Origin of the sequence: Methylomarinum sp. Ch1-1 (genome assembly GCF_030717995.2) — a bacterium.
In the GTDB taxonomy this organism is placed as follows: Bacteria; Pseudomonadota; Gammaproteobacteria; order Methylococcales; family Methylomonadaceae; genus Methylomarinum; species Methylomarinum roseum.
In genome coordinates, this window is record NZ_CP157743.1 from 4,007,341 (window position 1) to 4,031,913 (window position 24,573).

Consider the following 24,573-nt stretch of genomic DNA (forward strand, 5'->3'; position numbering starts at 1 on the left):
ACGATGACAAAACCTAAGCCTACTATCGCGCTTTCACGCAAAGCTGGCATGACGTTCTCAACCCTGCTGGCACTGGTCGGTTGCGCCGTCGGCCCCGATTACCAGAAGCCAAAAAGCGCACTGCCGGCCAGCTTCGCTCAGGCACCCCATAGCGAATTTTCCGAGCAAAGCATAGCGCGCAAGTGGTGGACCTTATTCGATGATAGCGAATTGATTTCCCTGGTCGACCGCGCCGTGCGCCATAATTACGATCTGCAACGGGGCCGCGCCAATCTCAAGGAAGCCCGCGCACTTTATCTGGAAGCCGGCTTGAATCTGGCGCCGATCATCACCGCAACAGGCAGTTACAACGAGCAGAAGCGCAGTCGAGGATCCTTGAACAACCTCTCCTACGCGCCGCGTGAGCTGAAACTCTATAATGTCGGATTCGACGCGTTCTGGGAACTCGACCTGTTCGGCCGGGTGCGCCGCAATGTCGAAGCCAGCAACGACGGGGTCGAAGCGCAGGAAGCCTCGCTGCGCGACCTGGGCGTCAGCCTGGTCGCCGAGGTGGCGCGCAACTATTTCGAATTGCGTGGATTACAGGAACAGCTGGCCGTCGCCGAAAACAATGTCGCTAATCAGAGCGAAACGCTGACGATCACCCGCGCGCGAGTCGCCAACGGTCGCGGCACCGAACTCGACACGTCCAGGGCCTTAGCCCAGCTCGAATCGACCAAAGCCGGCATTCCGCCGCTACAAAGCTCGATACAGCGTTCGATCCATCGATTGAGCGTGCTGACCGGGCAAGTGCCTGATGCCCTCAGCGAGGAATTGTCGCCCCCCGCACCGCTTCCCAAACTGCCCGAGACGATACAGATCGGCAACCCCGCCGAACTGCTGCGCCGACGGCCCGATATCCGCATTGCCGAGCGCAGCCTGGCGGCATCGACGGCGCAAATCGGCGTCGCAACGGCCGACTTATTTCCCCGCGTCACCTTCGTCGGCACCATCGCGCTGGAGGCCAGCACCTTTTCCGGCTTGGGCGCGGCCGGCTCCGACACCTATTCGGCGGGGCCTAGAATCAGTTGGGCGGCATTGGACCTGGGGCGCGTCTATGCCCGCATCAAGGCCGCCGACGCCCATGCCGAAGCCGAGCTGGCCAACTACCAGCAAACGGTATTGAATGCACTGGAAGAAACCGAAAATGCGTTGATTAACTACAGCCAAGAACGAATCCGACAAAATTCATTGGCCGCGGCCGCAGCCGCCAGTCAAAAGGCCCATGAACTGGCCCATATACGCTTCGATGAAGGCATCGCAGATTTCCTGACGGTATTGGATACAGAGGCTCGTCTGCTCGAGGATCAGGATCGTTTAGCGCAAAGCAACACCCAAATAGCGACGGCATTGATAGCCCTATACAAGTCATTGGGCGGCGGCTGGGAGACGGCAGACGCTTTGATACCGCACGAAGATCAATAACGGTTTCGATATCGCCTGATCGATTTCACCTATAAGGCGGCGGAGGTGGCGACCCGGGCGGAGGCGGAGGAATCTGTCTCGATGACTCCTCAGGGATCTGGTTTTCATAATAGAAATGCCCCGATACCGGAACCCGATGCCCCTGGGCGTACATGCATTGGATATAGGCGTTATCGTAATCCCGTTGCGTGGCATAAGCCGCTCTCCTGCCCTCTCCGCTCCCCACCATGCTGCCGGCGACCAAACCGCTGCCGGCCCCTATCGCCGCACCTCTGCCGCCGCCCAGCGCAGCCCCGGCGGCCGCGCCGAGTGCTGTGCCGGCAATGGCGCTGCCGACTTGACTATCCACGGCAGCCTGGTTGGCGCTGACGCCGCCGACCTGGGCATAAGCATATTGCCGGCAAAAATAATCATCCTGACGAAATTGCTCGAACGACATCGCCGTGCCAGGCAACACCATGACACTCGGTGCGGTCGGCATATAGGCGCAGCCGCTTAGCGATATCAGCACGCTGCTCGCTAACACTGTCTTGACATTGATCATAGACCCCTCCCGTTATTTGGACGATGGCGGCGCAGGGTCGACCTGCCGCCAACCGGAAGAACATTCTTTGACATAGGGATAATAGCCTTCCGGGTCGGTGCAGTAATACCAGTATCCGGCCGGAAGCTGCTGGGACGATTGCGGCGTTTGCCGTTCGATGTAGACCGGCGGCTCGCTCGGTACCGTGACTATGGCCGGCGGATAATAGGGATAATAGTAAGGATAATAAGGATAGTAAGGTCTCGGATAAGGCGTCCCCAGATAAAAACTGAAGCGGGGATGACTATGACGATGACCAAGATAGCGGCCTCCCCTATAGTGAGGGTCTGCCTCAGCCACACGACTGCATGATAAAGCCGTAACCATCAGCAACATTAAAAAACCATTGATTTTTAACATCTTCGCTACCTCAATGCTTGTGCATCATTGTCGGTCAATATTGACCGATAACGGTTGCCTTGTCTATTTTTTCAACCGTTTCCTCCTCATTTAAAACTTAACGCTATACTGACAGCTCAAGTCGTATTGCGTTAGAATCATTTTGTCGTTACAACGACCGGTTTATTAGATTGATGAAAACGAAAACAAAACGAATACGGCAGCCGTCCGACGCCGAATTACAGACCTTGCATCAACTCTTCCAGGGTGGGCGATTACAACAGGCCGAAGAGATGGCGCGATCTCTGCTCGCGAAATATCGAAAGGCGCCCATCCTCTACAACATACTCGGACTCTGCCAGCAACGCCAGGGTAAAGGCAAGGAAGCGGCCTCCAGCTTCCGAAAATTACTGGCGATAGATCCAGGCATCGCCGAAGCGCATTTTAATCTGGCATTGCTGCTGAGCGAACTCGGTAAAATCAAAGAAGCCAGCATCAGTTACCGCAAGGCGCTGCGACTGAAGCCGGACCTGACCGCGGCGCATTTCAACCTCGGCGCCTTGTTGCAGGGACAAGGGCTATTCAAAGAAGCCGCGCAGCATTATCAAAAAGCGGTCGCGCTTGAACCCGGCTTTTTTGAAGCACAAGGCAACCTCGGCACAGTGCTGCAACAACAAGGTCGACTCGAGGAGGCCGAGCAATGTTATCGCACGGCATTGGCGATCAAGGCCGATGCGCGCGGACACTTTAACCTGGGAACGGTGTTATATGGGCTGGGTCAGCATGATCAGGCCGTTCAGCAATTTCGGCAAGCCATCGATCATGATCCGCGCTTTGCCGATGCCTGGAATTCGCTAGGCGAGACCTTGCGCGACCGCGGCGAAATGGATGAAGCCATCCGCTGCTATGAACAAACGCTGACGATTCAACCCGACCATGGCCGCGCCCAATACAATTTGGGGGAATACCTTTGCCTGAGCGACCGTCTCAAAGACGCCCTCCCTTATTTCGAGGCCTCCGACTTCGCCGACAGCAAGGAACGAGCCTTGCAATGCCTCTACAAAACCGGGCAATTCGAACTGTTCAAGCGACGCTTCGACTCCCTGACCGCCAATCAGCGCCATACCTCCGTCTTACTGGGAACCCTATCGACCCATTACGCCAACAATTTCCATCAGCCCAACAGCTACCGATTCTGCTCGACGCCGATGGACTATGTGCGCCATACCCGCATCGAGGAATTGACGACTTCGGAAAGCCCGCTGCTGCAAAAACTGCTGCACGACATTCAGCACGTCGCCATGGCCGAAAGAAAACAGGGGCGTTTATATTACGGCATGCAATCCGCCGGCAACCTGCTGCTGCGCCCCGAGCGTTCTTTTCAGCAGCTTGCCGAACTGATTCGTAGCCAAGTTCTCGACTATCGAAAATATTACGCCGGCAGCCGAGAACGACTAATCGTCGATTTCCCGCGCGACATCGAATTCAATAGCTCTTGGTATTTGCGCATGAAGCAAGGAGGATATCTGACTTCGCACATCCATGAAGAAGGCTGGATCAGCGGCTGCGTTTATCTCAAACTGCCGGAACCTAACAACGATCACGAAGGCTGTTTCGCCTATAGCACCGATGGCGACGATTATCCCAGACTGCATGACGACTTTCCCAGCGAAATCGTCGACATACGGGTAGGCGACCTGGTGCTGTTTCCTTCTTCGCTGTTTCATCGCACCCTGCCCTTCCATTCCGATCATGAACGAGTCTGCGTGGCTTTTGACATCAAACCCGCGTTTGGCTAACCTGGAAGAAGTTTGCGCAACATAGCATGTAGGGTGGATAAGCCCGAAGGGCGCATCCACCAAAGATGCCGACCCGGTGGATGCGCTCCGCTTATCCACCCTACGAATGGGGTGAGTAGTTTCGTTATTTTTTAACATTTGCCGCCAGCGGCTTGCGATGGGCGACGGGAGCAGTGACGATGAAACAGTATGCAAAACAGGCGTTTTTCGGCTGTCTGCTGATAAGCCTAGGATTTAATCTCGCCGGTTGCGCCACCTACGATGACAAAGTCGCGCCCGTGCCTTTGCCCACCGCATTTTCCGATCATATCGATGTGCAAGGCGCCCTGCTGGCAGCCACCCCTTATGTCGATAAAGACAAGGCGGAGGCCGTGTTCGGCTTCGACATTCGCTCGGCCGGCTTGTTGCCTGTGCGCCTGGTCATCGACAATCAAAGCGGCATGGGGTTGCGCATAGAGCCCCGGCAAACTTTTTTGATCGACCGGGAGCAACAAGCCTGGCCCTTGCTGACCCAGCAACAAGCCTATAGCCGGGTCGAAGACGAGGTGGAAATCGGTGAAACGCTGATGGGAGCGGCGAGACCCTCGCTAATGCTGGGCGCTGCGGGCGCCGTCGTCGGTTTTGCGATCGGCGTATTGAGCGGTGAAAGTCTCGGCGAAACAATCGCTAAAGGCGCCGCTGTCGGCGCCAGCGTCGGGGCGTTATACGGCGGCGCGGCAAGACATCGGGAATATGACGATGAAATCCGCCAAGACCTGATGCGCAATTCTCTGCGCAACGAGCGGGTCAAACCCGGCGAACTGGCCTATGGCTATCTGTTCTTTCCCGGTCGGGACGAAGCGGAATCGGTAAGTGTTTTACGCCTCGGCGTCACGGTCGGAAAGCAACAGCATATCGTGACCATTCCGCTATTCGAACATTAGCGCAGCAATTCCCAGTTTGAGCATTTTTGCTGTGTTTAGGGCATGGGGTGTGTCTGTCGAGGAGCGCCGTTCACCCAGCACCTAAATTATCCTGGAATGTAAAATATAGTCCAGTAGTCATGGAATTTAGGTGCTGGGTAAACCCATCCCTGGGGGCTTGACGGCAGCATCCTTGCTGCCGACATCCTCGCCAAACACACCCCATGCCCTTTTTGAACGCCAAAGTGGGAATTGCTGACATTAGCGCCTTCATTTCAAACCATAGATTTTTAGCTGGCTGCAGACCTTTAGCTGATTGTCGGGAGCGCTGCAATGATCGACGTTGCCGACCCGGTAAATCATCACATAGACCCGGCCGTTGGCGACCACCGGCGGTATCATCTTGGACATCGTACCGAGGCCGCCGCGAACATCGTCTCCGGTCCGATATAAACGCTTCATTTTCTTGCCTGAAAGTATCGTGGTGGCGTCATAGGCGACTAGCTGGCCCTCGGCGAAGCCCTTATTGACATCACCGTATTTCGGATAGACCGCCCACAAAATCGCGGAACCGAAATCGATGGCATGGGGAAAACTCGACTTCGTCGATGGTTTGCTGGAAACCATCATCAATCCGCCGGGCATGCCGCCCGGAGAGCCCATATTCGAGGAGGCCAACTCCGAGCCCTCGGCGCGAAAGCTCGGCAACGCGCCGCCCAAGGTCGAAAAGTTATAGGTCTTCAAGTTAGCATTCTCACCCCAAACATACACGATGCCGCCTAACTGATCGCGCTGGGCAAAAGCCAGGGCATGGATATGATGCATTCTGTTGAATTGCGGATCGCCGCAAGGCATGAACCAATGATGATCGCTGGAGCTCGGCGGCGGACATGGCAAGCTACGGTTCAGATGTTGCACCCGGTCCCAATTCTCATTTACGTCGCCGCCGTGATAAGAAGCTACCAGCGGCGGCTTCGACATCAGCCATTTGAAGCGTTCGTTTCTGCCGAGATTGAATTTATCCAGCGAATAAATAATGCCGTCCTTGGTGCCCTGCAATAGCAGACTGGAGCCCGGCACCAGCAACGGTCCGGCAGAGCCGAAATCCCAATCCGCGCCGGCCTTGCCAAAATCCGCCCTGCCGCAGGACACCTCGGACTGATTGTCGTCCCAGAGGCAGCCACTGCCGGAGGTGCGCTCGTCCAAGAAAGCCTTGTAGTAGTCGACTTTTTCCAGCACCGGCCGCGCCCCGCCGATGCTGGGCACGAAGCGCAGTTTGATCATGCTTTCCGCCAAGTCGACGGAACCGTTATTGGAAGTTCCGTTCGAGGTCGCGACATAAATCATGTCGCCTTCGGTCACCGGCGCCCCGCCGGCATGCCAGATGCCGGCTCCCCATGCATTAAACGAGGTTGCGCAGAAAATGCCCGGCTCCCGGGAAAAACCGGATCGTCCCAGCAAAGCCCGCGTGTCGTAGGCGACGACCATGCCGTGCGGATTCTTGCGGCCGCCGCGGAAACTTTCCCCGTTCGCCGCGAAGGCGAGCACCAAGCCGTGATTGCCGGTTAGCGCCAGACCCGCCCGCAGCTTCGGATAGACATATTGATGCTTGCCGTTATGATCAAAAAAAACGGCGTCGGCATCATTAAACCAACAACCGTTGCCTTCCTGAGACTGACCAAAGATCCTGACCGGCGAGGATTTCAGCGCGCCGCTGGTCGGTTCCAGCGCAAACACCCAATAGTCGCGAAAACGGTTGTCGTTAGGTTTTTTGCGCAACCATGCCGCGACATAAAGCGTATTCGTCGACGCATCGATAATCGGCGTGGCCGAAATCCCCCAGGTCGGCGTGTGTTTCCACAGATCCATATCGGCAGAACTGACTTCGGGGCCGAGCTTGACCTTATAGATAGTTGCATTGGTGCGCGCATTGATGCCGATGACCTCGTTTTTCATCGTCGTAATGATGACCAGATCATCGGAGCCAGCGCCATTTTCCAGTATCAACGGCTGGGTTTCGACTTTGGCGTCGAAATTATAGGTCCGCAACAGACCGAACTGAGATGGATTGACGTTGCTCTTGTTAAGGTTGAATTCACGGTTGTTCGCCGCCGTGCGAAAGTTATTTCCCGCCCGCTCTGTGATGCTGACCGCTTGAACGTTCTGGATCGAAGAAACCGATAATACGGCGCCTAAAAAAGCAAGTTGGATAAATCGCATGATCTTACTCTGGCTGCTGAACGAGTCAACTGAGCCTAGACTGTAACACAAAGCATTGTCAAGCCTGCAATATCTATATATGGATAACAAAGAGGACTTGGGGCGTGTTTGGCGAGGGTGTCGGCGGCAGCCCAGCACCTAAATTCAATGGCTTTTGCACTACATTTACGTTCGCTGCTGGATGAACGGCGCGCCTCTACAGACACGACTCATGCGCTTAATTGAGCAACGTAGAGGCACTAACTACTCACCCCCATTCGTAGGGTGGATAAGCGGGGCGCATCCACCCTACATGCCCTGCCGCGTTCGATAAGTGGAGCGAGCAGTTACCCGAGATTAAAGAATTACCCAGGCTAAAACCGCGATGCAGTCAATTTAACGTCGGCCTCGGCCCAAACCTGATCGAATTGTTGCCGTACTTGGTCGGCCTGTTCGGTTTTGCCTTGGGCATTGAGACTTTGCATCAAGCCGAATAATGACCAACCGTTTTGCGGATGCTCATGCAAGTCCTGGCGATAAACCGTTTCCGCCTGCTGAGCTTTCCCCGCTTGCAATAGCACCGCGCCTAGAACCTGACGCGGCGGCAGATACCAGTCCTTCGGTTCGGTGTAGTTAAGTTCGGCTTCCAGTTCGACTGCTTGGCGCAGATGGGAAACGGCGCGATCGAAATCTTCATTCTCTGCCGCCAGTTCGCCGCGCAATATAGATGCGCCTATTTGCAACAACCGCTTGACTGAATTCAGGTCGAAGATGGTTAACTCGACGATCGCCGGATCGGCAATGCTTTGTTCCAACCGCTCCAGTTCGCTCCGCGCCTGGTCACGCCGCCCCTTCCTAAGCAGGGCCAACGCCCTGGCATAATGCCAAATCGCGGTCGGATAAATCAGATCGGCAGCCGGCGCCGGCTCATTTAATATCGCGTCCCATTCGCCAAACAAGGCCTTGGTATAGAGCGGAATCAATAGAAAATGTTGCAAGGTCCCGGCGAAACCGGGTTCACGTAATAAATCTTGATTGACCTGCGCGGCGGTTTCGGCCGCCGCTTGTTCCGACATGGTTTTACGTCCCGTTCTGATCGCCGCGGCCCAGAGAAAATGGTGGTTGTGTGGCACATAGGCGAGAGTATAAAGACTCTCGGCAGGGTGATGACTCAAATAGCCGTGATCGGCCTTGACCGCTTGCTGATTGGCCAGGATCGCGTCGTGATAACGGCCGACCCGGATATAAATATGCGCAGGCATATGCACTAAATGCCCCAAACCCGGCGCCAATGCCGGCAATCTCTGCGCACTGGCAATGGCTTTTTCCGGGTAAGGCGAGGCTTCCAGCGCATGAATATAAAGATGATTGGCCAGCGGATGGTTGGCATCCAGATGCAGCGCCCGTTCCAACATCGAGACGATTTCCGCCGTCCATGGCCGCGCTTTCCCCTGCTTGCTCCAGAAATCCCACGGATGCAGGTCCATCAACGCTTCGGCATACAAGGCCGTCATCGTCGCATCATTGGCAAAAACTTCGGCCACCTCGCCCATCGCCTCGGCATAAGCTTTGTCCAGTCCAGCGCGATCCGACGGGGCTTGTTGCGCATAACGTTTAGATAACGCCCAAATTAACGCTTTTTCCTTGTCCGTCACCGTATCTGCCAACGTCAAGGCCTGTTGCGCCGATTCATAGGCCAAAGACACGGCCGCCGGGTCCATAGGCGCATTGATATTAGGCCCCAAAACCAAGGCTTCTCCCCAGTAACATAGCGCGCAGGACGGGTCGATTCGATAAGCTTGGCGGAACGATCGCGCCGCTTCGCCATGGTTGAATCCGAAGGCCAGAATCAGCCCTTGATCGAAATAACGTTGCGCGGCGCGCTGTGAAGTCGAGACCGGATAATGATATTTGCCTAAATTATCATATAACGGATCGACGTCGGTCTGAAGCGACTGGCAACCCAACAATAGCGATGCCGTCAAAAATCCGGATAAACATAGCCAAAAACATTTCTTCAATTGCTTGCAATCATTCATGTCGGTTCTCCCCTGACACTGGAATATGTCTGTCAAATCAGTGTTTTTTACTATCTTTTAGATCATTGAAAACCTATTTTCCCTATTTGGCAATCCTATTTCGTAGGACTGAACTCCGGTAATAATAAATCAGGTAAGAATTGTCTTTCATGTTAGAAAAATAATTGCCAGTAGGACTTAGATTTGTTTAACTCTCAACGAAGAGCAATAAGGAAACATCCCTGCCGAATGACGCCAATGAGGAGTGCATTCCCCCATAAGCGCCAACTTAAGACGCAAGACTTTGATTCACAGTTGAAAAATCAAGGTGTGACCACAACATAGAGTATTTTTACCGACGAAAGTGAAAATCTCTATGAAGCAGCCACAGCTAACAGATACCCTTTTTGATGACTTTTTGCAAGAGCTCCCAGCAGATTTCCAGGAGCAGGCCTATGAATTACAGGCGTTTGCACGGGCACGGAAAATCCGATCACCGTTGCAATTATTGCAGCTAGTCCTGTTGTATTGCGGACTGGACTTGTCGTTGCGCAGCTGTGCCGGCGAAGTTGCCAAGCTTCAAGGCTGTTTGAGCGACACGGCGGTGACCAAGCGACTGGTGGCCTGCGTGGTGTGGATCAAGTCGTTACTGAAGCGTGTGTTCGGATTGGATAAACAGATCAACAATGGCTCCTTGAATTTCATTGTGATTGACGGTTCGACCGTGCAAGAACCCGGTGCGAAAGAAACAACGTATCGCTTGCATGTGGCCATCGACCTGTTGAGCTTGACACTCCGCGAGGTCAACGTCACGACCGATAAAGTCGGCGAGAGCTTGGATCACTATCAGTTAGCCGCAGGTGATGTCGCGGTGGTTGATCGAGGCTACAACCAACCGAAGTCTTTAGTCCCGGTCATTGATCGCGGCGGCCACGTTGTGCTGCGCTACAATCCACACAGCATGACCCTTTACGAAAGGCGCAACGAACCGAAAAATGTCAAAATCGATTGGGAACAGCGCATACGCGATTTGAATGGTCAGCCGGGTGCGATACCGGTTTATCTGTGTCATCAAGACAAACGTATTGAAGGCGTGGTGCATGCCATGCCGTTACCGCCGGAACAGGCGGCGCAAGCACGCCGCAAAGCGAAACAACGCGCGCGTGATAAAGGTCGCACGGCGAGCCAAAAGACCTTGATGCTGAGCGGCTGGGTGTTGATTTTTACTTCGCTCCCCGAGTCGCTGCTCGACACGAAATCAATCGCTGAGCTCTACCGGGTTCGTTGGCAAGTGGAGCTGGTCATAAAGCGGCTAAAGAGCTTGCTCGATATCGACCGGCTACGCGCCCGAAAAGACAGCAAGCTGGCGGATTTGTATTTGCACGGCAAGTTACTGTTTGCTGCAGTGACTCAAAAAATAGCGCAACGCCGATTCGGCCGAGCGGCCACCACAATGGACGGCGATCGTTCAATTACCCATTGGCGCTTATGGCGCACGATCGCCAATGAGATCAAGGCAGGACTTACGGCTTGTTTTCCAAAAAATGAGCGCTTTATTGACGACTGCATAAAAAGCCTCTGTGAACGTCCGCGCAAGAGAAAGCTTCAGGGTTTGCCGGATCGAGTTTTGGAGCTCATTACTGAATGTCGGGATTTAGGTGTTAGCCTTTTTAATCAATTACTTAGATGCTTAAGTTGGCGCTTATGGTGCATTCCCCTCCCAATCCGCACGCGAGAAAGCAACTTCGCTTCGCTTGTTGCGGGGTGCACCTTTCGGCCTGAAGGCCGAGGTCTAAAACCAGTAAGGAATATTGATTAATAACCATTGAAATAACTTACTTAAATTTTCAGAATGCCCAAAGAAGATAAAGGCAAAAATTGTGCGTCGAAGTTTATTAAAAAACCAAGTTTAATTAATATTCAAAATATTTTAATACTATCACTTACCTGTTAAGTTGCAATAATAATATAACTTACTGGTGTTACGCAGCTCTTAGTTTCTGAAACTCAGCAAAAGCCCGCTGAGTTGCAAATAAACATCGGAAGCGCGATATGATTAGTTTTGCCCTGAAGCTCTGGAGTTTATACTATGCCCAAAATAGCGCTATATAATTGATCTACACAGCCTGTGGGCAACGGAAAGCATCTACCTAACCCATCAAATTAACCCCAAAACCGATAAATGTGCTATATTCAGCAGTAATTTTTATATTCTTCAATTATAGTTTAACTAAGTCCTTTGAAATAAGTTTATTGGCATAAACTATCATCCATAATAACTGGGTTTCGGCAATCCATGCCGGAACGACGAAGTCAAAGACAAGTAAACTTTTTTTCAGGTCACTTATGTTTTTACGCGTCATTTAGCTAAAGGCGAAAAAAACATAAACCTATAATCCTAATTTAGGTTGTCCATAAATTTTTGAACAATCTATTTCTAGGATATTTAATTAACCGCATGATGAAGTCGGGTCTAGTCTATCCGCTTCTCTATTGGGAGAATACAATGAAATCGTACACACAAATGACCCTATCAGGGTTCGACAAAAAAGCACTGTTAAGCGCTCTGCTGGCGGCCGGGATGGTGATGGGTAGTACCGGTGTTTCTGCTTTGACAGCAACAGGCGACATGACTGTCTCTGCAACGTTGACTAGCGCCTGCTCCGTTTCAGCTTCGACATTGGACTTCGGCAGCATCGCTGCGCTGAATGTCACTGCAGACGTTACCGGAGATACGGGAAGCACGCTGGAAATCGCCTGCACTACCGGAACAACAACTCCGGTAATTTATTCAACCTCTACCCGAACTATGACCGATGGGGGCTTAGGAAGCTTAGCTTTTTTTCTTAGCCAAACGTCTGGGGCTGCTGCTGATGACCTGCCCAATACCTCTACTGGCGAAGCTATAGGTGGTACCTGGACGGCAAACGGCGCCGCGCAAGCAGTGACGATTTACGGCAGAATTCCGACTTCCAGCTTTGCTGGACAGCCCGTTGGCTCCTACACTGCAACCATCACCATCAGCGTCGATTATTTATAATGTCAAGCCGATTCACCTTCGCGCGCTGGCTTTTACTCGCCGGCGCGATGCTTGCCGGCAGCGTACAGGCCATTACCATCTCGCCGGTACTAATCGAGTTATCCCCTGCCCAGCGGGTCGTATCGGTGACAATCAGCAACCCGTCGGATCAGGCGATGAGCTTCCAGACCGAAACCTTGGCCTGGAGCCAGCCCGATGGCGCCAATCATTACGAACCCACCGAAGATCTGTTGGTCGCACCGCCGATCGCCGAGATCCCGCCGCAATCCAGCCAAATATTCCGCATTACGCTACGAAAGCCATTGTCCGACACAGTTGAGCAAACCTACCGACTGGTATTGGAAGACGTGAGCGAAGCGTTGACACCTGAACCGGGCGTAGTCGCCATCCGTTTTAAACACAATCTGCCGGTGTATGTCATTCCTGCGAGCGAGACGAAAGCCGCGCCGCATTGGAGCCTGTGTGCAGCGACCGCGGGCAAGGGTTGCGTGCGGTTGGACAATGACGGCAGCCGTCGGCTCCGTATTTCAGAATTGATGGTGGCAGGACAAGGTTGGCAGCAGAAAATTCCTGGCGGGGCGGTGCTGGCAGGCGCCTGGAAGCAATGGATCTTCGATCTGCCGCCCGGCCGAGGTCAGCCGACCAGCGTAACGGCAAAGACCGAACAAGGGGAGATATCAGCCAACTTGTCGGTGCCTAAGCCATGAATTGTAATCTTGAACACTAATTTGAAATAAGTCGCGAATGGATGCCCATTATAACGACACCTTATCCGGTGCCAACTACAACCTGCCAGACAAACAGCGGCGTACTACGCTTCAAGCGTACACTGTGTTTGCTGCTGACAGTGTCTCACTTTGTCTGCGCTTTCCCCGTGCGGTCGGCATCGTCGGATAAGGTTCCTCCAGGCGACAAGCACAATCAGGCCAATAGCCTTACAAGCAGCAAAATTGATCGCACAAAGCCCGGACAGGATCAACAGACCCTGTTACTGGAAGTCACGATCAACACCCGGAAGCTAGCGGATATCATTCGGGTCGAAATACTGGCAGACGGCCGCCTGGTGCTGCCGGTCGATGCATGGCATGAGGCGCGCCTGCGCCCGGCCGGAGAAAAATTGGCGTTGCCTGACAGCAAGCAAGGCTATACGCTAGATGCGGTGCCGGGACTACAGTACAAACTCGACACCGGCAAGCTTGCATTGGATATTAACGCCCCCGCAGAGGCCTTTGAAGCCAGCGGATTCGACGACGGGCGCGGCGGTGAGGCCCCGCCTAACAAGGCGCCACCGGGCTTTTACTTCAACTACAACCTCACCGGCATCCGATCGGCCGATAGCAGTCTTAGCTATGGCGCCATTCTGGAAGGCGTGGTCTTCAACAGCATGGGCTCGTTGGTAGCTAAAGGGGTGATGCGCGGCGACGATAATCAGCACGAATTAATTCGCACCGATACTTACTGGCAGACAGACCTGCCCAGCTCAATGGAAACCTTGGTGCTGGGCGACACCATCGGTAGCGGCGGCGCCTGGAGCCGACCGGTGCGCTTCGGCGGAATCCGCTGGGCGCGCAATTTTGCATTGCGGCCCGGCTATTTCAGTTTTCCGTTACCGTCGATCTCAGGCTCGGCGGCGCTACCTTCAACCATCGATGTGCTGATCAATAATCAGCGCCAGCAAAGCCAATCGGTTAATACCGGCCCGTTCGCTCTAAACAATATACCGGTGGCGACCGGCGCCGGCGAAGTCAATCTGGTGCTGCGCGACCTGCTCGGCGTCGAAACGCTGGTGACCCAGAGCTATTACACGTCGCCGCGCCTGCTGGCGGCGGGGCTGTCCGATTTTTCCTTCGAAGCCGGTTTACTGCGTGAAAACTACGGTAGTCAAAGCTTCGACTACAGCTCGGTTTTTGCTGCCGGAACCTGGCGTCAGGGTTTGAATGACGCTCTCACCGGCGAGGCGCGACTGGAACTGCAGCAGCACCGTCAGGCAGCCGGCATCGAAATAGCCGGCCTGCTCGGCCACTTTGCCGTAGCGCGCGCGGCGGCCGCCTATTCCGGAGCCGGTGATGAGCAGGGCGGTCATTATATACTGGGACTGGAGCGCCGTTCTATTGTCAGCGCCGGCTCACTGCAGTGGGAATATTTTGACCGCGGATATACTCAGTTTGGAGCGTCCTCCAACGAAACCCGCCCACGCGACCGTTTTACGGCGGGCTACGGCATGTCGCTGTTTCTGGGAGCATCTGTCGGCGTCAGCTACCTTAGCCAGTCGAGCTGGAACGGCGACCGTTTTGAACTGGCAAGCGCCAATCTGGGAGTTTCGCTGCCCTGGAACATGTACCTCAACGCTTACGCCAGCAAGCAGCTCGATGAAGATAAAGGCTGGAGCGGCGGTCTAAACCTGAGCCTCCCTCTAGGTTCGCAGCGCACGGTTTCGGCCAGCAGCAACCGCGATTCCGACGGCCGCATCATTAACGCGTTGCAAGCCAGCCAGTCGGTGTCTCAAGGCCCCGGGTTGGGCTGGCGCCTGCGCGTCAGCGACGATTCAAGCCAGCAATTGCAAGCGGGAGGCACGCTCAACACCAACTACGGGCAGTTAAATGTCGACGCCAATCAGGGCAAAGAAGGCACTTCGCTGCGCCTGGGCGCGAACGGCTCGGTCGGCTGGCTGCGGGGCTTACCATTCGCCACCCGAAATATCGGCCAGGGCAGTTTTGCCGTGGTCAAGGTGGGAGAAATTGAAGACGTGCCTGTGTACCGCAGCAATCAGATATCCGCCTCGACCAACAGCAGCGGCATGGCGCTGGTGCCCAACCTGCTGCCGTACCAACAAAACAAAATTACCATCGACCCCGGCGAACTGCCTTTCGATACCGAAATCAAGGGCGTCAAGGAAATGGCTCTGCCTTATGCGCGCAGCGGCATACTCGTGGAATTTCCGGTGCGTCGCTCGCACAATGCCCTGGTCGTACTGCACCAGCCCAATGGCAAGCCGGTTCCGGGCGGCGCGCGCGTTACCGTGACTCCCAACGGCATGACATTTATCGTCGCCAAACGCGGTCAAGTGTATCTGACCGATCTGGAATCCGACAACCGCATTGCCGTACAATGGCCGGACGGCCATTGTGACCTGGCCATTACACTGCCCGCCGACGGCCAACCCGAGCCGCGCATCGGTCCCCTTACTTGTGGAAATCCAAGATGAATAAATTAATATTTTTAGCCGCCTCGCTGCTGATGAATATGCTCTGGCTGCCAAAAGCGTCCGCCGTCTGCTCGGTCAACAACCCGAGTTTGGCATTCGGCAGTTTCAGCCCGCTGACCGGTAATACCGTCGACAGCACCGGCACCATCACCGTTACCTGCATCTTGCAACTGTCGTCTTACACTATTGCGCTCTCGCCCGGCGGCAGCGGAACCTATAACCCACGCAGCATGACCAGCGGCGGCAACACGCTGGAATACAACCTTTACACCGATGCCGGATACAGTCAGATTTGGGGCGACGGCACCGGCGGCAGTGTCTCAGTAGACGGCGGCTCGGCTCTTCTCGGCTCCAGAAACCATACGGTCTATGGCAGAATACCGCTATCGACTCAGCGGGGCGCCAGCGTGGGCAGCTACAGCGACAGCATTACCGTGACAATAACTTATGGGCTTTTGTAACTACCCCCCCATTTGTAGGGTGGATAAGCGGAGCGCATCCACCGGTTCGGCATCTTTGGTGGATGCGCCCTTCAGGCTTACCCCCCCTGTGCCAGACTAGTTGTCGCCTCTAAAATTCAGTACATCCGAAGGCAAGACGGTGCTTTGCGTAGGAGCGCCGCCCTCGGCGCGAAAAGAGCCATTCGGCCCGAGGGCGGGTCAAATAACCCGCCCCGCCCGGCATGCACTTTTTAAGCGATCACCATCGGTCGGAGAAATGACTCGAATTGTCGACTCCATTTTTTAGTTTTTTGCCAAAAATACAAATTGCTGGAATTGCTGACCGACAATCGGCGCAACTTGACTCCACGCCGAGATTCTGTTTAGCTGAACCGATCCGTTGTTATAGGATTTACGGGAATGAGCGAACCTTAAACATGAGCTATTCCATTTGCAGCAGGTTTCAGATCCTACTCCTAGTCCTGGTCGCCGGCGCCTGCGACACCGAAGAACAAACCGGCGCGTCGGTTTTGAACTGGTATGTCTTCGACGAACGCTCCGGCGCCTTTCAGGACGCTGCGCAAAACTGCGGCGAACAATCGGGCGGCCGTTATCGGATTCGCCTGACGCCGCTGCCTTCCGATGCCGACCAGCAACGGGAACAACTGGTCAGACGCCTGGCCGCAGAGGACCGGGACATCGACATCATCGGCATGGATGTGATCTGGACCGCCGAATTCGCCCAGGCAGGCTGGATTCTACCCTGGCCCGAAAATCAATCCGCCAGCGCGACAGCCGGCATGTTGCCGGCCGCCGTCGCCAGTGCGAGTTATCGTCAACGGCTCTGGGCCCTGCCGTACACCAGCAACGCCCAACTGCTGTGGTACCGAAAAGACTTGATCGAGGCGCCGCCGACAAGCTGGAACCAGCTGATAGAGATGGCCGAAGCCTTGAACATAGCGGGCGCCTTCCAAGTCCAGGGCCAGCGTTATGAAGGCCTGACGGTATTCTTCATATCTTTACTGGCATCGGCCGGCGGCGCCGTTTTGACCCCCGATGCGACCGAGGTTTCCCTGCAGACAGAACCCACCCGCAAGGTGCTGAAGCTGCTGCAGCGCCTGGCGACCTCACCGGCCGCCGATCCGGGGCTGGCCGTGTCGCGCGAGGACCAGGGCCGACTGGCCTTCGAAACCGGAAAACCCGCATTCATGGTCAATTATTCCTATGTCTGGCCCAGCGCCTTACAGAATGCGCCGCAGGTCGCCGAACACATGGCTTGGGCGCGCTGGCCGTCGGTGACGCCGGGGCGACCGAGCCGGGTAACGATCGGCGGCATCAATCTTGCCGTCGGCGCCTATAGCCGACATCCCGCATCGGCTTTCGAGGCGATAACCTGTCTGACCTCGGCAAGCAATCAAATGATTGCCGCCCAAAAAGGTGGCCTGCCGCCGACACGGCAAACGCTCTATCAGCACCCTGACGTGCGAAAACGTTTTCCGATGGCCGACACCTTGCTGGCGACGCTGCAAGACGCGGTACAGCGGCCGCAAACACCGGTATATAACGACCTGTCGCTGGCCATCAGTCACACCCTGCATCCGCTATCGCATATCGACCCGGAGACCGATACGCTCAAACTGCGCGCAGCCGTTCGGCGGGCCTTAAACTCCGAGGGCTTGTTTTGACAAGCCGGGCCAGCGCCGAACGCCGTCTGGCCTGGCTGCTGTGCGCACCGGCGCTGGCCGCAATGCTGCTGGTCACCGCCTATCCGATAGGCTATGCCTTGTGGCTGTCGTTGCACCGCTACGACCTGCGTTTTCCGCAACAAAGCCAATTCGTCGGTCTGGCCAATTATATCAGTGTGCTCGGCTCCGAGGTCTGGTGGCAAGCCTTGATCAACACCCTCATCATAACGGTCGCCTCGGTGACGGTAGAACTGGTGTTGGGATTTGCGCTGGCGCTGTTGATGTTCAAGGCCACGCTGGGCCGCCGCACGGTCCGCACCGTGATACTGATTCCTTACGCGATGATTACCGTGGTGTCGGCGCTGGCATGGAAATTCGCCTTCGACCCGACTACCGGCTTCGTCAACGCCTTACTGGACCTGGATCAGGCTTGGCTGAGCGAACGTTGGTCGGCCTTTTTCGTCATCGTCTTCAGCGAAATATGGAAGACGACGCCGTTCATGGCGCTGCTGCTGCTGGCCGGACTGACCTTGATCCCCCAGGACTTGAACCGGGCGGCGCGCGTCGACGGCGCCTCGGCCTGGCAACGCTTGATCAAGATCACGCTGCCGCTGATGAAGCCGACGATACTGGTCGCGTTGCTGTTCCGAACGCTGGACGCCTTTCGCATCTTCGACACCGTCTACGTACAAACCCGCGGCGCCGCCAATACCGAAACGGTGTCCGTGGTCGGCTACAATGTGTTGATCGCCCGCCTGAACCTGGGTTTGGGATCGGCGGTTTCGGTGCTGATATTCATCAGCGTGCTGATCATCTCGCTATTGTTCATCAAGGGATTCGGCGCACCGCTGAGCCAGGCTAGGAGGAAATGATCATGCAAAAACGGCTGGAGACGGTATTTTGGAGCGGTTTCGGCATCATCGTGATGATTTATGCGCTGGTCCCGGTGGCCTGGATCATCTCGCTGTCGCTGAAGCGGTCGGGCGACCTGAACGATCAACGCTTCATTCCGAGCGCGATCAGCTTCGACAACTACCGGGCCATATTTGAAGACGCCCAGTTTCCGGCGGCGCTGTGGAATTCTTTCGGCATCGCCTTGATCGCCACGACGCTGTCGATACTGCTGGCGATGTTCGCCGCCTATGCCATCGTCAGGCTGGAATTTTCCGGCAAGCAATGGGTGCTGGCCGGCGTGCTGGCGATTTCGATGTTTCCGCCGGTTTCGATCATCGGCCCGTTGTTCAATCTGTGGCGCATCATCGGCTTGTTCGACACCTGGGCCGGTCTGGTCATTCCCTATATGACCTTCACCCTGCCGTTGGCGATCTGGACCTTGTCGGCTTTTTTCCGCGAGCTGCCCTGGGACCTGGACAAGTCCGCCCGCATCGACGGCGCAACGCCTTTTCAAGCCTTCTTTCACATCATCGCCCCGCTGGCGGCGCCCGGCGTCTTCACCGCCGCAATCCTGGTATTCATCTTCGCCTGGAACGACTTCCTGTTCGCGACCTCGTTGACCTCGACCAACGCCGCCCGCACGGTACCGGCCGCGATCGCCTTCTTCACCGGCAGTTCGCAGTTCGAGCAGCCGACCGGATCGATCGCCGCGGCTTCGGTGGTCGTGACGCTGCCGGTCATCGTCATCGTGCTGCTGTTTCAAAAACGTATCGTCGCCGGCCTGACCGCCGGCGCGGTCAAAGGCTAGGGAGACGATATGGCGGAAATCGTACTGGAAGGGATCGGCAAACAGTTTCCCGATGGCACGCAAGTCTTGCATGACATCGGCTTCACGATACACGACGGCGAATTTTTCATCCTGGTCGGCCCGTCGGGCTGCGGCAAGTCGACGTTGCTGAACATGATCGCCGGCCTCGAGGACGTCAGCGCCGGCGAAATTCGGGTCGACGGCCATATCATCAACGACTTGGATCCCAAGGACCGCAACATCGCGATGGTGTTTCAGAGTTATGCGATCTATCCGCATATGAGCGTGCGCGACAACATCGCCTTTCCGCTGAAACTGGCCGGACTGCCCAAGACTGAAATTCGACGCAAGGTCGAGGAAGCAGCCGAACTGCTGGAATTGAGCGAACTGTTGGAACGCAAACCGGCCGCCTTGTCCGGCGGTCAGCGTCAACGCGTCGCGATGGGACGGGCGCTGGTGCGCGAGCCGTCCGTGTTCTTGCTGGACGAGCCGCTGTCCAACCTCGACGCCCGGCTGCGAGTGCAAATGCGCAGCGAAATCGGCCGGCTGCAAAAACGCCTTGGAACGACGATGATTTATGTCACCCATGACCAGACCGAAGCGATGACGCTGGGCGATCGCGTCGCCGTGCTGAACGAAGGCGAAGTGCAACAAATCGGCACGCCCCAGCAACTATACCGGAAACCTGCCAGCCTATTCGTCGCCGGCTTCATCGGCTCGCCGGGGATGAATTTCTTGCCGGCCAAAATCAAGGAAGGCAAACTGCAGTTGCCGTTCGCCGCCGCCCGACTTCCCGAGCGCTACCACGAATTTTCAACCCGGCCATTGATCGCTGGTTTCCGTCCGGAGGACGTCCACTGTGCGGACAACGCGAAAGACGATCGACAAGCATTGGTCTTTCGGGCCGCCATCGATGTCGTCGAATGGCTCGGCGCCGAACTGTTCGCCTATTCCGATCTCGAGTTGCCCAATCAAAGCCGAATGGCGGACGACAAAAGCCGCGCCACGCTGGTGTTCCGACTCCCCCCATCGCTTGAGCTGCGAGCAGGCGAATCGCTGCAGCTCATGCTTGATGTTGGCGATATTCACCTATTCGACGGCGAAACAGGCTATAATCTAACCCTGTAAATGCGATGCTTACTGCAAGCGCAATGAATTGCCCTCCAAAAAAATTAGCCCATCTATACCGGTAATCTGCTGTTATCCGCTTGAAATAACCCTAAAATAATCCAGACTTATACGGAACTACCTAAACGCCCTTAAATAAAAGGAATGACTAAAGCGATTATTACCTCACAACATCATATCCGCTGGCGGCTGCTGATTCCGCTGCTGATGATCTTCACGCTAATGATAATCCTCTCCACCGTGATCCATTTCGTCGATCTGCGCTCGCAATTCAAAGAAAACATGACCCGCGAATTGACGATGATTGCGACCAATCATCGCATTTCGATGACCTTGCGCGGCGAAAAACTGAGCGCCCTCGCCGAAACATTAAGCCGGGAGCCACGCTTGGTTAAGGCGCTGGCCGCCGGCGACCGCGATGCCTTGATGACACTGGCCCTCCCCCAATTCGAACGATTCAAAAAAGCTTACAATATTAGTCATTTTTATTTCCATGATGCCCGGCGTCAAACCTTGTTACGGCTGCACAATCCGAGCGTCTATGGCGACCGCAACGATCGCGTCAGCGCCCAGCAGGCGGAACGAACCGGTCAAACCGCGGTCGGCGTCGGACTAGGCAAAACCGGCACCTATACCCAGCGCGCGGTGGCGCCGGTCAAGATGGATGGACGCTTGATCGGTTATCTGGAACTGGGCGAGGAAACGTTGGACAGCCTGCTCGATTTGGCCCACGATTTCAATGTTGAGGGTTATGTGCTGCTCTATAAAGACTTTCTCGACCGTCAAGACTGGGAACAATTCATGCTGAGCTTAAACAGGACACCGGATTGGGAACGCTATCCAGACCGGGTTTTGGCGGCGCAAACACAAGCGCAAGTCCCCGAATTTTTAGATTCGCTGTTGAAAAAATGGGGTCAATCCACTGCGCCTCACAGTCAAATCATCAACGCTGGGGCGCGAACGCTCAATGTCGGCGCCATCCCTTTGTTCGACGCCGGAGATCGCCAAATCGGGCAAATGCTCATATTGCGCGATGTCAGCGCGCTCAATCAGCATATCGATGACAACTTTTTCGGGTTCGTCATCAGCGTACTCGCCGGCGGCCTGCTATTAAGCCTCGTTTTATATTATCACCTAAGAAAAACCGAATATCAGTTGCGACAGGCGCATAAACAAATCCTCGAAGGCGTTAATGAGCGTGAGGCCGATCAACGCCGCCATATCGAGGAATTAACGGAACGCATCAATGATTTGGAGCGCTTCGAACGCCTGACGGTCCACCGCGAACTGCGCATCCAGACACTCAAGCAGGAAAATCGCAGATTGAAGACATTGGTCAATGCCGACCTAACAGAACGAGAGGATGATCATGGATAAAACCGACTCCCTCCTATCCAAGTCGGAATTGACCGCTCGCCTGCAAGCCGAGCTGGAAGCGGCGCAGGAACGCGAACGCGCCTCGCAAAAAACCCGGAGAGCCTTGCTGGCGATGCTGGAAGACTTGGAAGAGACCCAGGTTGAGGTCGAACAAGCCAGACATGAATTACAGAGCGCGATGGATGCGGTTCAGGATCCGATCTTCATGCATGATCGTGATTACCGTATCATGCGCGCCAATCGCGCCTATGCGGAACGCACCGGCCTGGATGTGCAGCAGATCATAGGCAAACCTTACTGGCAATTGTTTCCCAAACTCGATGCCCCGCCTTTGTGCTGTATCGAGACCATCGAACAAAAACAGATGCACGAGGAAGAGTTGAACCTGCTTAACGGTGAAACCTTCCTGACTCGTTATTATCCGATCCTCGATCATCACAATCACTATCTCTATTCACTGCATATGATGCAGAATGTCAGTGAACGTCGCCGCGCCGAACAGGAACAGCGCACCTTAAGCGAGGCCTTTCGACAGGCCTCCGAGGCGATGCTGGTGCTTGATGACGAAGGAAAAGTGCGCCACATCAACCCGGCCTTCCAGCGTTTATTCGGCTATGACGAAATAGAAATCAGCAGCCAATCGATCTCCTTGCTGACAGCCCCCGAACGGGAGGCGACGATACAACCGCCCGCCGTGCTTGAGCAGTTGCGCAAACACGGGCTTTGGCAGGGTGAAGTACTCAGGCGCGCGAAAGATGGCGCCGTGATTCCGGTACTGCTCAACGCCAGCGCGATCCGTAACCATCGAGACGAAATCACCGGTTTCATCAATCTCTATCTCGATTTGCGCCAGATCAAACAGGCCGAATCGTCGTTACGCGAGAGCGAGGAACAGTTTCGCGCAATGAGCTCTGCGGCCCAGGACGCCATGCTGATGCTCGATGACGACAGCCTGATCGTTTTCTGGAATGAGGCGGCGACGCGTATCTTCGGCTATCAGGGCGACGAGGTGATCGGACAAAATGTGCATCTGTTGCTGGCTCCCGAACACTACCATGCGGCTTATCGTGCCGGCTGGCCGGATTTCGCCAAGAACGGCCGCGGCGCAGCGATCGGTCAGGTGCTGGAACTGGAAGCCTTGCACAAAAGCGGTCACACCATCAACATCGAATTGTCGGTCGCGCCGGTGCAAATCAAACAGCGTTGGCATGCGGTCGGCATCCTCCGTGATATTAGCGAGCGAAAGCTGGCCGAAAGAAAACTGCGGAACGTGCTGCGCGCCCATCGTACGCTGAGCGCCTGCAATACGCTGCTGGTGCACAGCAGCGGGGAGCAGAAACTGATGAGCGATATGTGTCGAGCCATCGTCGAACTAGTACAATAAACTTGAAATATATTGGATAATACAACGATTTGAAACCAATAAAATAATCCCTTGGCACGTCCACTCCTCCCACTGACATTGAGCTCTGAACAGCAGAGCATTTTGGAAACCATTGTTCGAAGTCGCGAAGCGCCACACAGTCTGGTGCAACGTGCTCAAATCGTGTTATTGGCCCACGTCGGCAACACCAATAAATCGATCGCTCAAAACCTGGGGCTCTGTGAAGAAACGGTCGGGTTTTGGCGAAAGCGTTGGTTAGGCGACAGTATTGAGTTGGAAAAATATGCCGACCAATCAAAAAAGTTGCGCGAGGCGATCAGTCACGTGTTGGCCGACAAACCACGCGCTGGCTGCCCCGGCGTCTTTACTGCGGAGCAGATTTGCCAGTTATTGGCGCTCGCTTGTGAAACGCCTCCCGAGCATCTCAGTCATTGGACGCAACCGGCACTCGTCCGAACCGCTATTGATAGGGGGATTGTAGACACCATTTCGCTCAGCAGTATCGGGCGTTTTTTAAAATCAGGGGGATTTGAAACCGCATCGCACTAAATATTGGCTCAACCACAAAGCCGAAGATGAAGCGACCTTTCGACAAGAAGTGAGAGACGTTTGCAAGCTCTACCATCAAGCTCAAGAGCTACACGAATCCGGTGTACATGTGATCAGTGTGGACGAGAAAACCGGTATTCAGGCGCTGGAACGGATTCATCCGGATCACCCGATGTCCAAAGGAAAACTGGAATTACACGAATTTGAGTACAAACGGCATGGCACACAAACCCTGATAGCCAATTTTGAAGTAGCGACCGGAAAAATCCTGTGTCCAACGTTGGGCGACACCCGAACAGAAAACGATTTTGTGGCCCATATCCAGGCGACCGTCGCTACTGACCCCACGGCAAAATGGGTATTTATTGCCGACCAACTGAATACGCATAAATCCGCTTCATTGGTGAAATGTGTGGCAGAACTCTGCGGCATCGAAGCCCCGCTGGGCGAGAAAGGACAATCCGGCATTTTAGAGAACATGGCGTCGCGCGCGGACTTTTTACAATGCACCGAGCACCGTATCCGTTTTGTTTATACACCAAAACATTGTTCATGGCTGAACCAAGTCGAGATTTGGTTCGGCATTTTAAGCCGTCGCTTACTCAAACGCGGAAGTTTCCCTTCGATTAAGGCTCTGAATCAAAGAATTCAGGCGTTCATTGCATTTTTTAATGAAACATTGGCAAAACCGTTTCGATGGACCTATATTGGTAAGCCTCTACTTGTCTAAATTATCGAAGGTATTTCAGAAGGCGAGTA

Annotated in this window: 20 protein-coding genes; 16 read left to right on the forward strand and 4 right to left on the reverse strand. The window is 54.9% G+C overall.

The features are described 5' to 3' along the window. Window positions 1–48: 48 nt before the first annotated feature. Window positions 49–1,464 carry an efflux transporter outer membrane subunit gene (locus Q9L42_RS18235; RefSeq protein WP_305906978.1) on the forward strand — a complete coding sequence of 472 codons (1,416 nt, stop codon included), beginning with the start codon at window positions 49–51 and terminating at the stop codon, window positions 1,462–1,464. Between the two features lie 25 nt (window positions 1,465–1,489). Here the strand turns inward: Q9L42_RS18235 and Q9L42_RS18240 are convergent, their stop codons facing one another. Together Q9L42_RS18240 and Q9L42_RS18245 are read right to left on the reverse strand one after the other, a co-directional pair. Next, window positions 1,490–2,008, reverse strand: a complete 519-nt coding sequence (locus Q9L42_RS18240) for a YMGG-like glycine zipper-containing protein (protein WP_305906977.1) — start codon at window positions 2,006–2,008, stop codon at window positions 1,490–1,492. A 12-nt stretch (window positions 2,009–2,020) separates the two neighbouring features. Next, on the reverse strand, window positions 2,021–2,407 hold the full coding sequence (locus Q9L42_RS18245) for a hypothetical protein (protein WP_305906976.1): 387 nt from the start codon (window positions 2,405–2,407) through the stop codon (window positions 2,021–2,023). A gap of 173 nt (window positions 2,408–2,580) precedes the next feature. Between Q9L42_RS18245 and Q9L42_RS18250 the strand changes: the two genes are divergently transcribed. Together Q9L42_RS18250 and Q9L42_RS18255 are read left to right on the forward strand one after the other, a co-directional pair. Continuing rightward, window positions 2,581–4,185 (forward strand): tetratricopeptide repeat protein, encoded by a 1,605-nt coding sequence (locus Q9L42_RS18250; protein ID WP_349431563.1) that lies wholly within the window; start codon window positions 2,581–2,583, stop codon window positions 4,183–4,185. 179 nt (window positions 4,186–4,364) lie between these two features. Further along, window positions 4,365–5,108 (forward strand): glycine zipper family protein, encoded by a 744-nt coding sequence (locus Q9L42_RS18255; protein WP_349431564.1) that lies wholly within the window; start codon window positions 4,365–4,367, stop codon window positions 5,106–5,108. Between the two features lie 249 nt (window positions 5,109–5,357). Here Q9L42_RS18255 and Q9L42_RS18260 read toward each other — a convergent pair whose 3' ends face one another. Next, a complete protein-coding gene (locus Q9L42_RS18260) occupies window positions 5,358–7,307 on the reverse strand; it encodes a hypothetical protein (protein WP_349431565.1) in 1,950 nt (649 codons plus the stop codon). Between the two features lie 353 nt (window positions 7,308–7,660). Further along, window positions 7,661–9,325, reverse strand: coding sequence for a tetratricopeptide repeat protein (locus tag Q9L42_RS18265; protein ID WP_305906968.1), 1,665 nt, complete (start codon window positions 9,323–9,325; stop codon window positions 7,661–7,663). Between the two features lie 355 nt (window positions 9,326–9,680). Here Q9L42_RS18265 and Q9L42_RS18270 point away from each other — a divergent pair, with 355 nt between their 5' ends. The 13 genes from Q9L42_RS18270 to Q9L42_RS18330 all read left to right on the forward strand — a co-directional run bounded on the left by Q9L42_RS18270 (window position 9,681) and on the right by Q9L42_RS18330 (window position 24,544). Further along, on the forward strand, window positions 9,681–11,123 hold the full coding sequence (locus Q9L42_RS18270) for a transposase (RefSeq protein WP_305906967.1): 1,443 nt from the start codon (window positions 9,681–9,683) through the stop codon (window positions 11,121–11,123). Window positions 11,124–11,810: 687 nt separating this feature from the next. Then, entirely contained in the window at window positions 11,811–12,344 is a 534-nt protein-coding gene (locus Q9L42_RS18275) for a spore coat protein U domain-containing protein (RefSeq protein ID WP_349431566.1), read from the forward strand. Next, a complete protein-coding gene (locus Q9L42_RS18280; RefSeq protein WP_305906965.1) occupies window positions 12,344–13,051 on the forward strand; it encodes a fimbrial biogenesis chaperone in 708 nt (235 codons plus the stop codon). The genes Q9L42_RS18275 and Q9L42_RS18280 overlap by 1 nt, the downstream gene beginning before the upstream one ends. Before the next feature lie 68 nt (window positions 13,052–13,119). Further along, on the forward strand, window positions 13,120–15,549 hold the full coding sequence (locus Q9L42_RS18285) for a fimbria/pilus outer membrane usher protein (protein ID WP_349431567.1): 2,430 nt from the start codon (window positions 13,120–13,122) through the stop codon (window positions 15,547–15,549). Further along, entirely contained in the window at window positions 15,546–16,010 is a 465-nt protein-coding gene (locus Q9L42_RS18290; RefSeq protein WP_305906963.1) for a Csu type fimbrial protein, read from the forward strand. The genes Q9L42_RS18285 and Q9L42_RS18290 overlap by 4 nt, the downstream gene beginning before the upstream one ends. 416 nt (window positions 16,011–16,426) lie before the next feature. Further along, complete coding sequence (locus Q9L42_RS18295) at window positions 16,427–17,674, forward strand: ABC transporter substrate-binding protein (RefSeq protein WP_305906962.1); 1,248 nt, start codon at window positions 16,427–16,429, stop codon at window positions 17,672–17,674. Continuing rightward, the gene (locus Q9L42_RS18300; RefSeq protein ID WP_305906961.1) at window positions 17,671–18,546 is read left to right on the forward strand and encodes a carbohydrate ABC transporter permease; all 876 of its coding nucleotides are present in this window, start codon (window positions 17,671–17,673) and stop codon (window positions 18,544–18,546) included. Before Q9L42_RS18295 ends, Q9L42_RS18300 begins: the two co-directional genes overlap by 4 nt. A 2-nt stretch (window positions 18,547–18,548) precedes the next feature. Continuing rightward, on the forward strand, window positions 18,549–19,376 hold the full coding sequence (locus tag Q9L42_RS18305) for a carbohydrate ABC transporter permease (RefSeq protein ID WP_305906960.1): 828 nt from the start codon (window positions 18,549–18,551) through the stop codon (window positions 19,374–19,376). Window positions 19,377–19,385: 9 nt separating this feature from the next. Beyond that, on the forward strand, window positions 19,386–20,504 hold the full coding sequence (locus tag Q9L42_RS18310) for an ABC transporter ATP-binding protein (RefSeq protein ID WP_349431569.1): 1,119 nt from the start codon (window positions 19,386–19,388) through the stop codon (window positions 20,502–20,504). A gap of 144 nt (window positions 20,505–20,648) precedes the next feature. Next, window positions 20,649–21,881 (forward strand): cache domain-containing protein, encoded by a 1,233-nt coding sequence (locus tag Q9L42_RS18315; protein WP_305906958.1) that lies wholly within the window; start codon window positions 20,649–20,651, stop codon window positions 21,879–21,881. Next, window positions 21,874–23,265, forward strand: a complete 1,392-nt coding sequence (locus Q9L42_RS18320; protein WP_305906957.1) for a PAS domain S-box protein — start codon at window positions 21,874–21,876, stop codon at window positions 23,263–23,265. Before Q9L42_RS18315 ends, Q9L42_RS18320 begins: the two co-directional genes overlap by 8 nt. 51 nt (window positions 23,266–23,316) lie before the next feature. Then, on the forward strand, window positions 23,317–23,814 hold the full coding sequence (locus Q9L42_RS18325) for a helix-turn-helix domain-containing protein (protein ID WP_349431252.1): 498 nt from the start codon (window positions 23,317–23,319) through the stop codon (window positions 23,812–23,814). After that, entirely contained in the window at window positions 23,795–24,544 is a 750-nt protein-coding gene (locus Q9L42_RS18330; protein WP_305906955.1) for a transposase, read from the forward strand. Before Q9L42_RS18325 ends, Q9L42_RS18330 begins: the two co-directional genes overlap by 20 nt. Window positions 24,545–24,573: the final 29 nt, after the last annotated feature.

Excerpts from the sequence above, each read along its gene's own strand:
- Q9L42_RS18235 (WP_305906978.1), top strand. The coding sequence starts at position 49 with ATGACGTTCTCAACCCTGCTGGCACTGGTCGGTTGCGCCGTCGGCCCC.
- Q9L42_RS18315 (WP_305906958.1), top strand. The coding sequence starts at position 20,649 with ATGACTAAAGCGATTATTACCTCACAACATCATATCCGCTGGCGGCTG.
- Q9L42_RS18290 (WP_305906963.1), top strand. The coding sequence starts at position 15,546 with ATGAATAAATTAATATTTTTAGCCGCCTCGCTGCTGATGAATATGCTC.
- Q9L42_RS18270 (WP_305906967.1), top strand. The coding sequence starts at position 9,681 with ATGAAGCAGCCACAGCTAACAGATACCCTTTTTGATGACTTTTTGCAA.
- Q9L42_RS18280 (WP_305906965.1), top strand. The coding sequence starts at position 12,344 with ATGTCAAGCCGATTCACCTTCGCGCGCTGGCTTTTACTCGCCGGCGCG.
- Q9L42_RS18305 (WP_305906960.1), top strand. The coding sequence starts at position 18,549 with ATGCAAAAACGGCTGGAGACGGTATTTTGGAGCGGTTTCGGCATCATC.
- Q9L42_RS18265 (WP_305906968.1), bottom strand. The coding sequence starts at position 9,325 with ATGAATGATTGCAAGCAATTGAAGAAATGTTTTTGGCTATGTTTATCC.
- Q9L42_RS18245 (WP_305906976.1), bottom strand. The coding sequence starts at position 2,407 with ATGTTAAAAATCAATGGTTTTTTAATGTTGCTGATGGTTACGGCTTTA.
- Q9L42_RS18260 (WP_349431565.1), bottom strand. The coding sequence starts at position 7,307 with ATGCGATTTATCCAACTTGCTTTTTTAGGCGCCGTATTATCGGTTTCT.
- Q9L42_RS18310 (WP_349431569.1), top strand. The coding sequence starts at position 19,386 with ATGGCGGAAATCGTACTGGAAGGGATCGGCAAACAGTTTCCCGATGGC.
- Q9L42_RS18250 (WP_349431563.1), top strand. The coding sequence starts at position 2,581 with ATGAAAACGAAAACAAAACGAATACGGCAGCCGTCCGACGCCGAATTA.
- Q9L42_RS18240 (WP_305906977.1), bottom strand. The coding sequence starts at position 2,008 with ATGATCAATGTCAAGACAGTGTTAGCGAGCAGCGTGCTGATATCGCTA.
- Q9L42_RS18275 (WP_349431566.1), top strand. The coding sequence starts at position 11,811 with ATGAAATCGTACACACAAATGACCCTATCAGGGTTCGACAAAAAAGCA.
- Q9L42_RS18255 (WP_349431564.1), top strand. The coding sequence starts at position 4,365 with ATGAAACAGTATGCAAAACAGGCGTTTTTCGGCTGTCTGCTGATAAGC.
- Q9L42_RS18295 (WP_305906962.1), top strand. The coding sequence starts at position 16,427 with ATGAGCTATTCCATTTGCAGCAGGTTTCAGATCCTACTCCTAGTCCTG.
- Q9L42_RS18320 (WP_305906957.1), top strand. The coding sequence starts at position 21,874 with ATGGATAAAACCGACTCCCTCCTATCCAAGTCGGAATTGACCGCTCGC.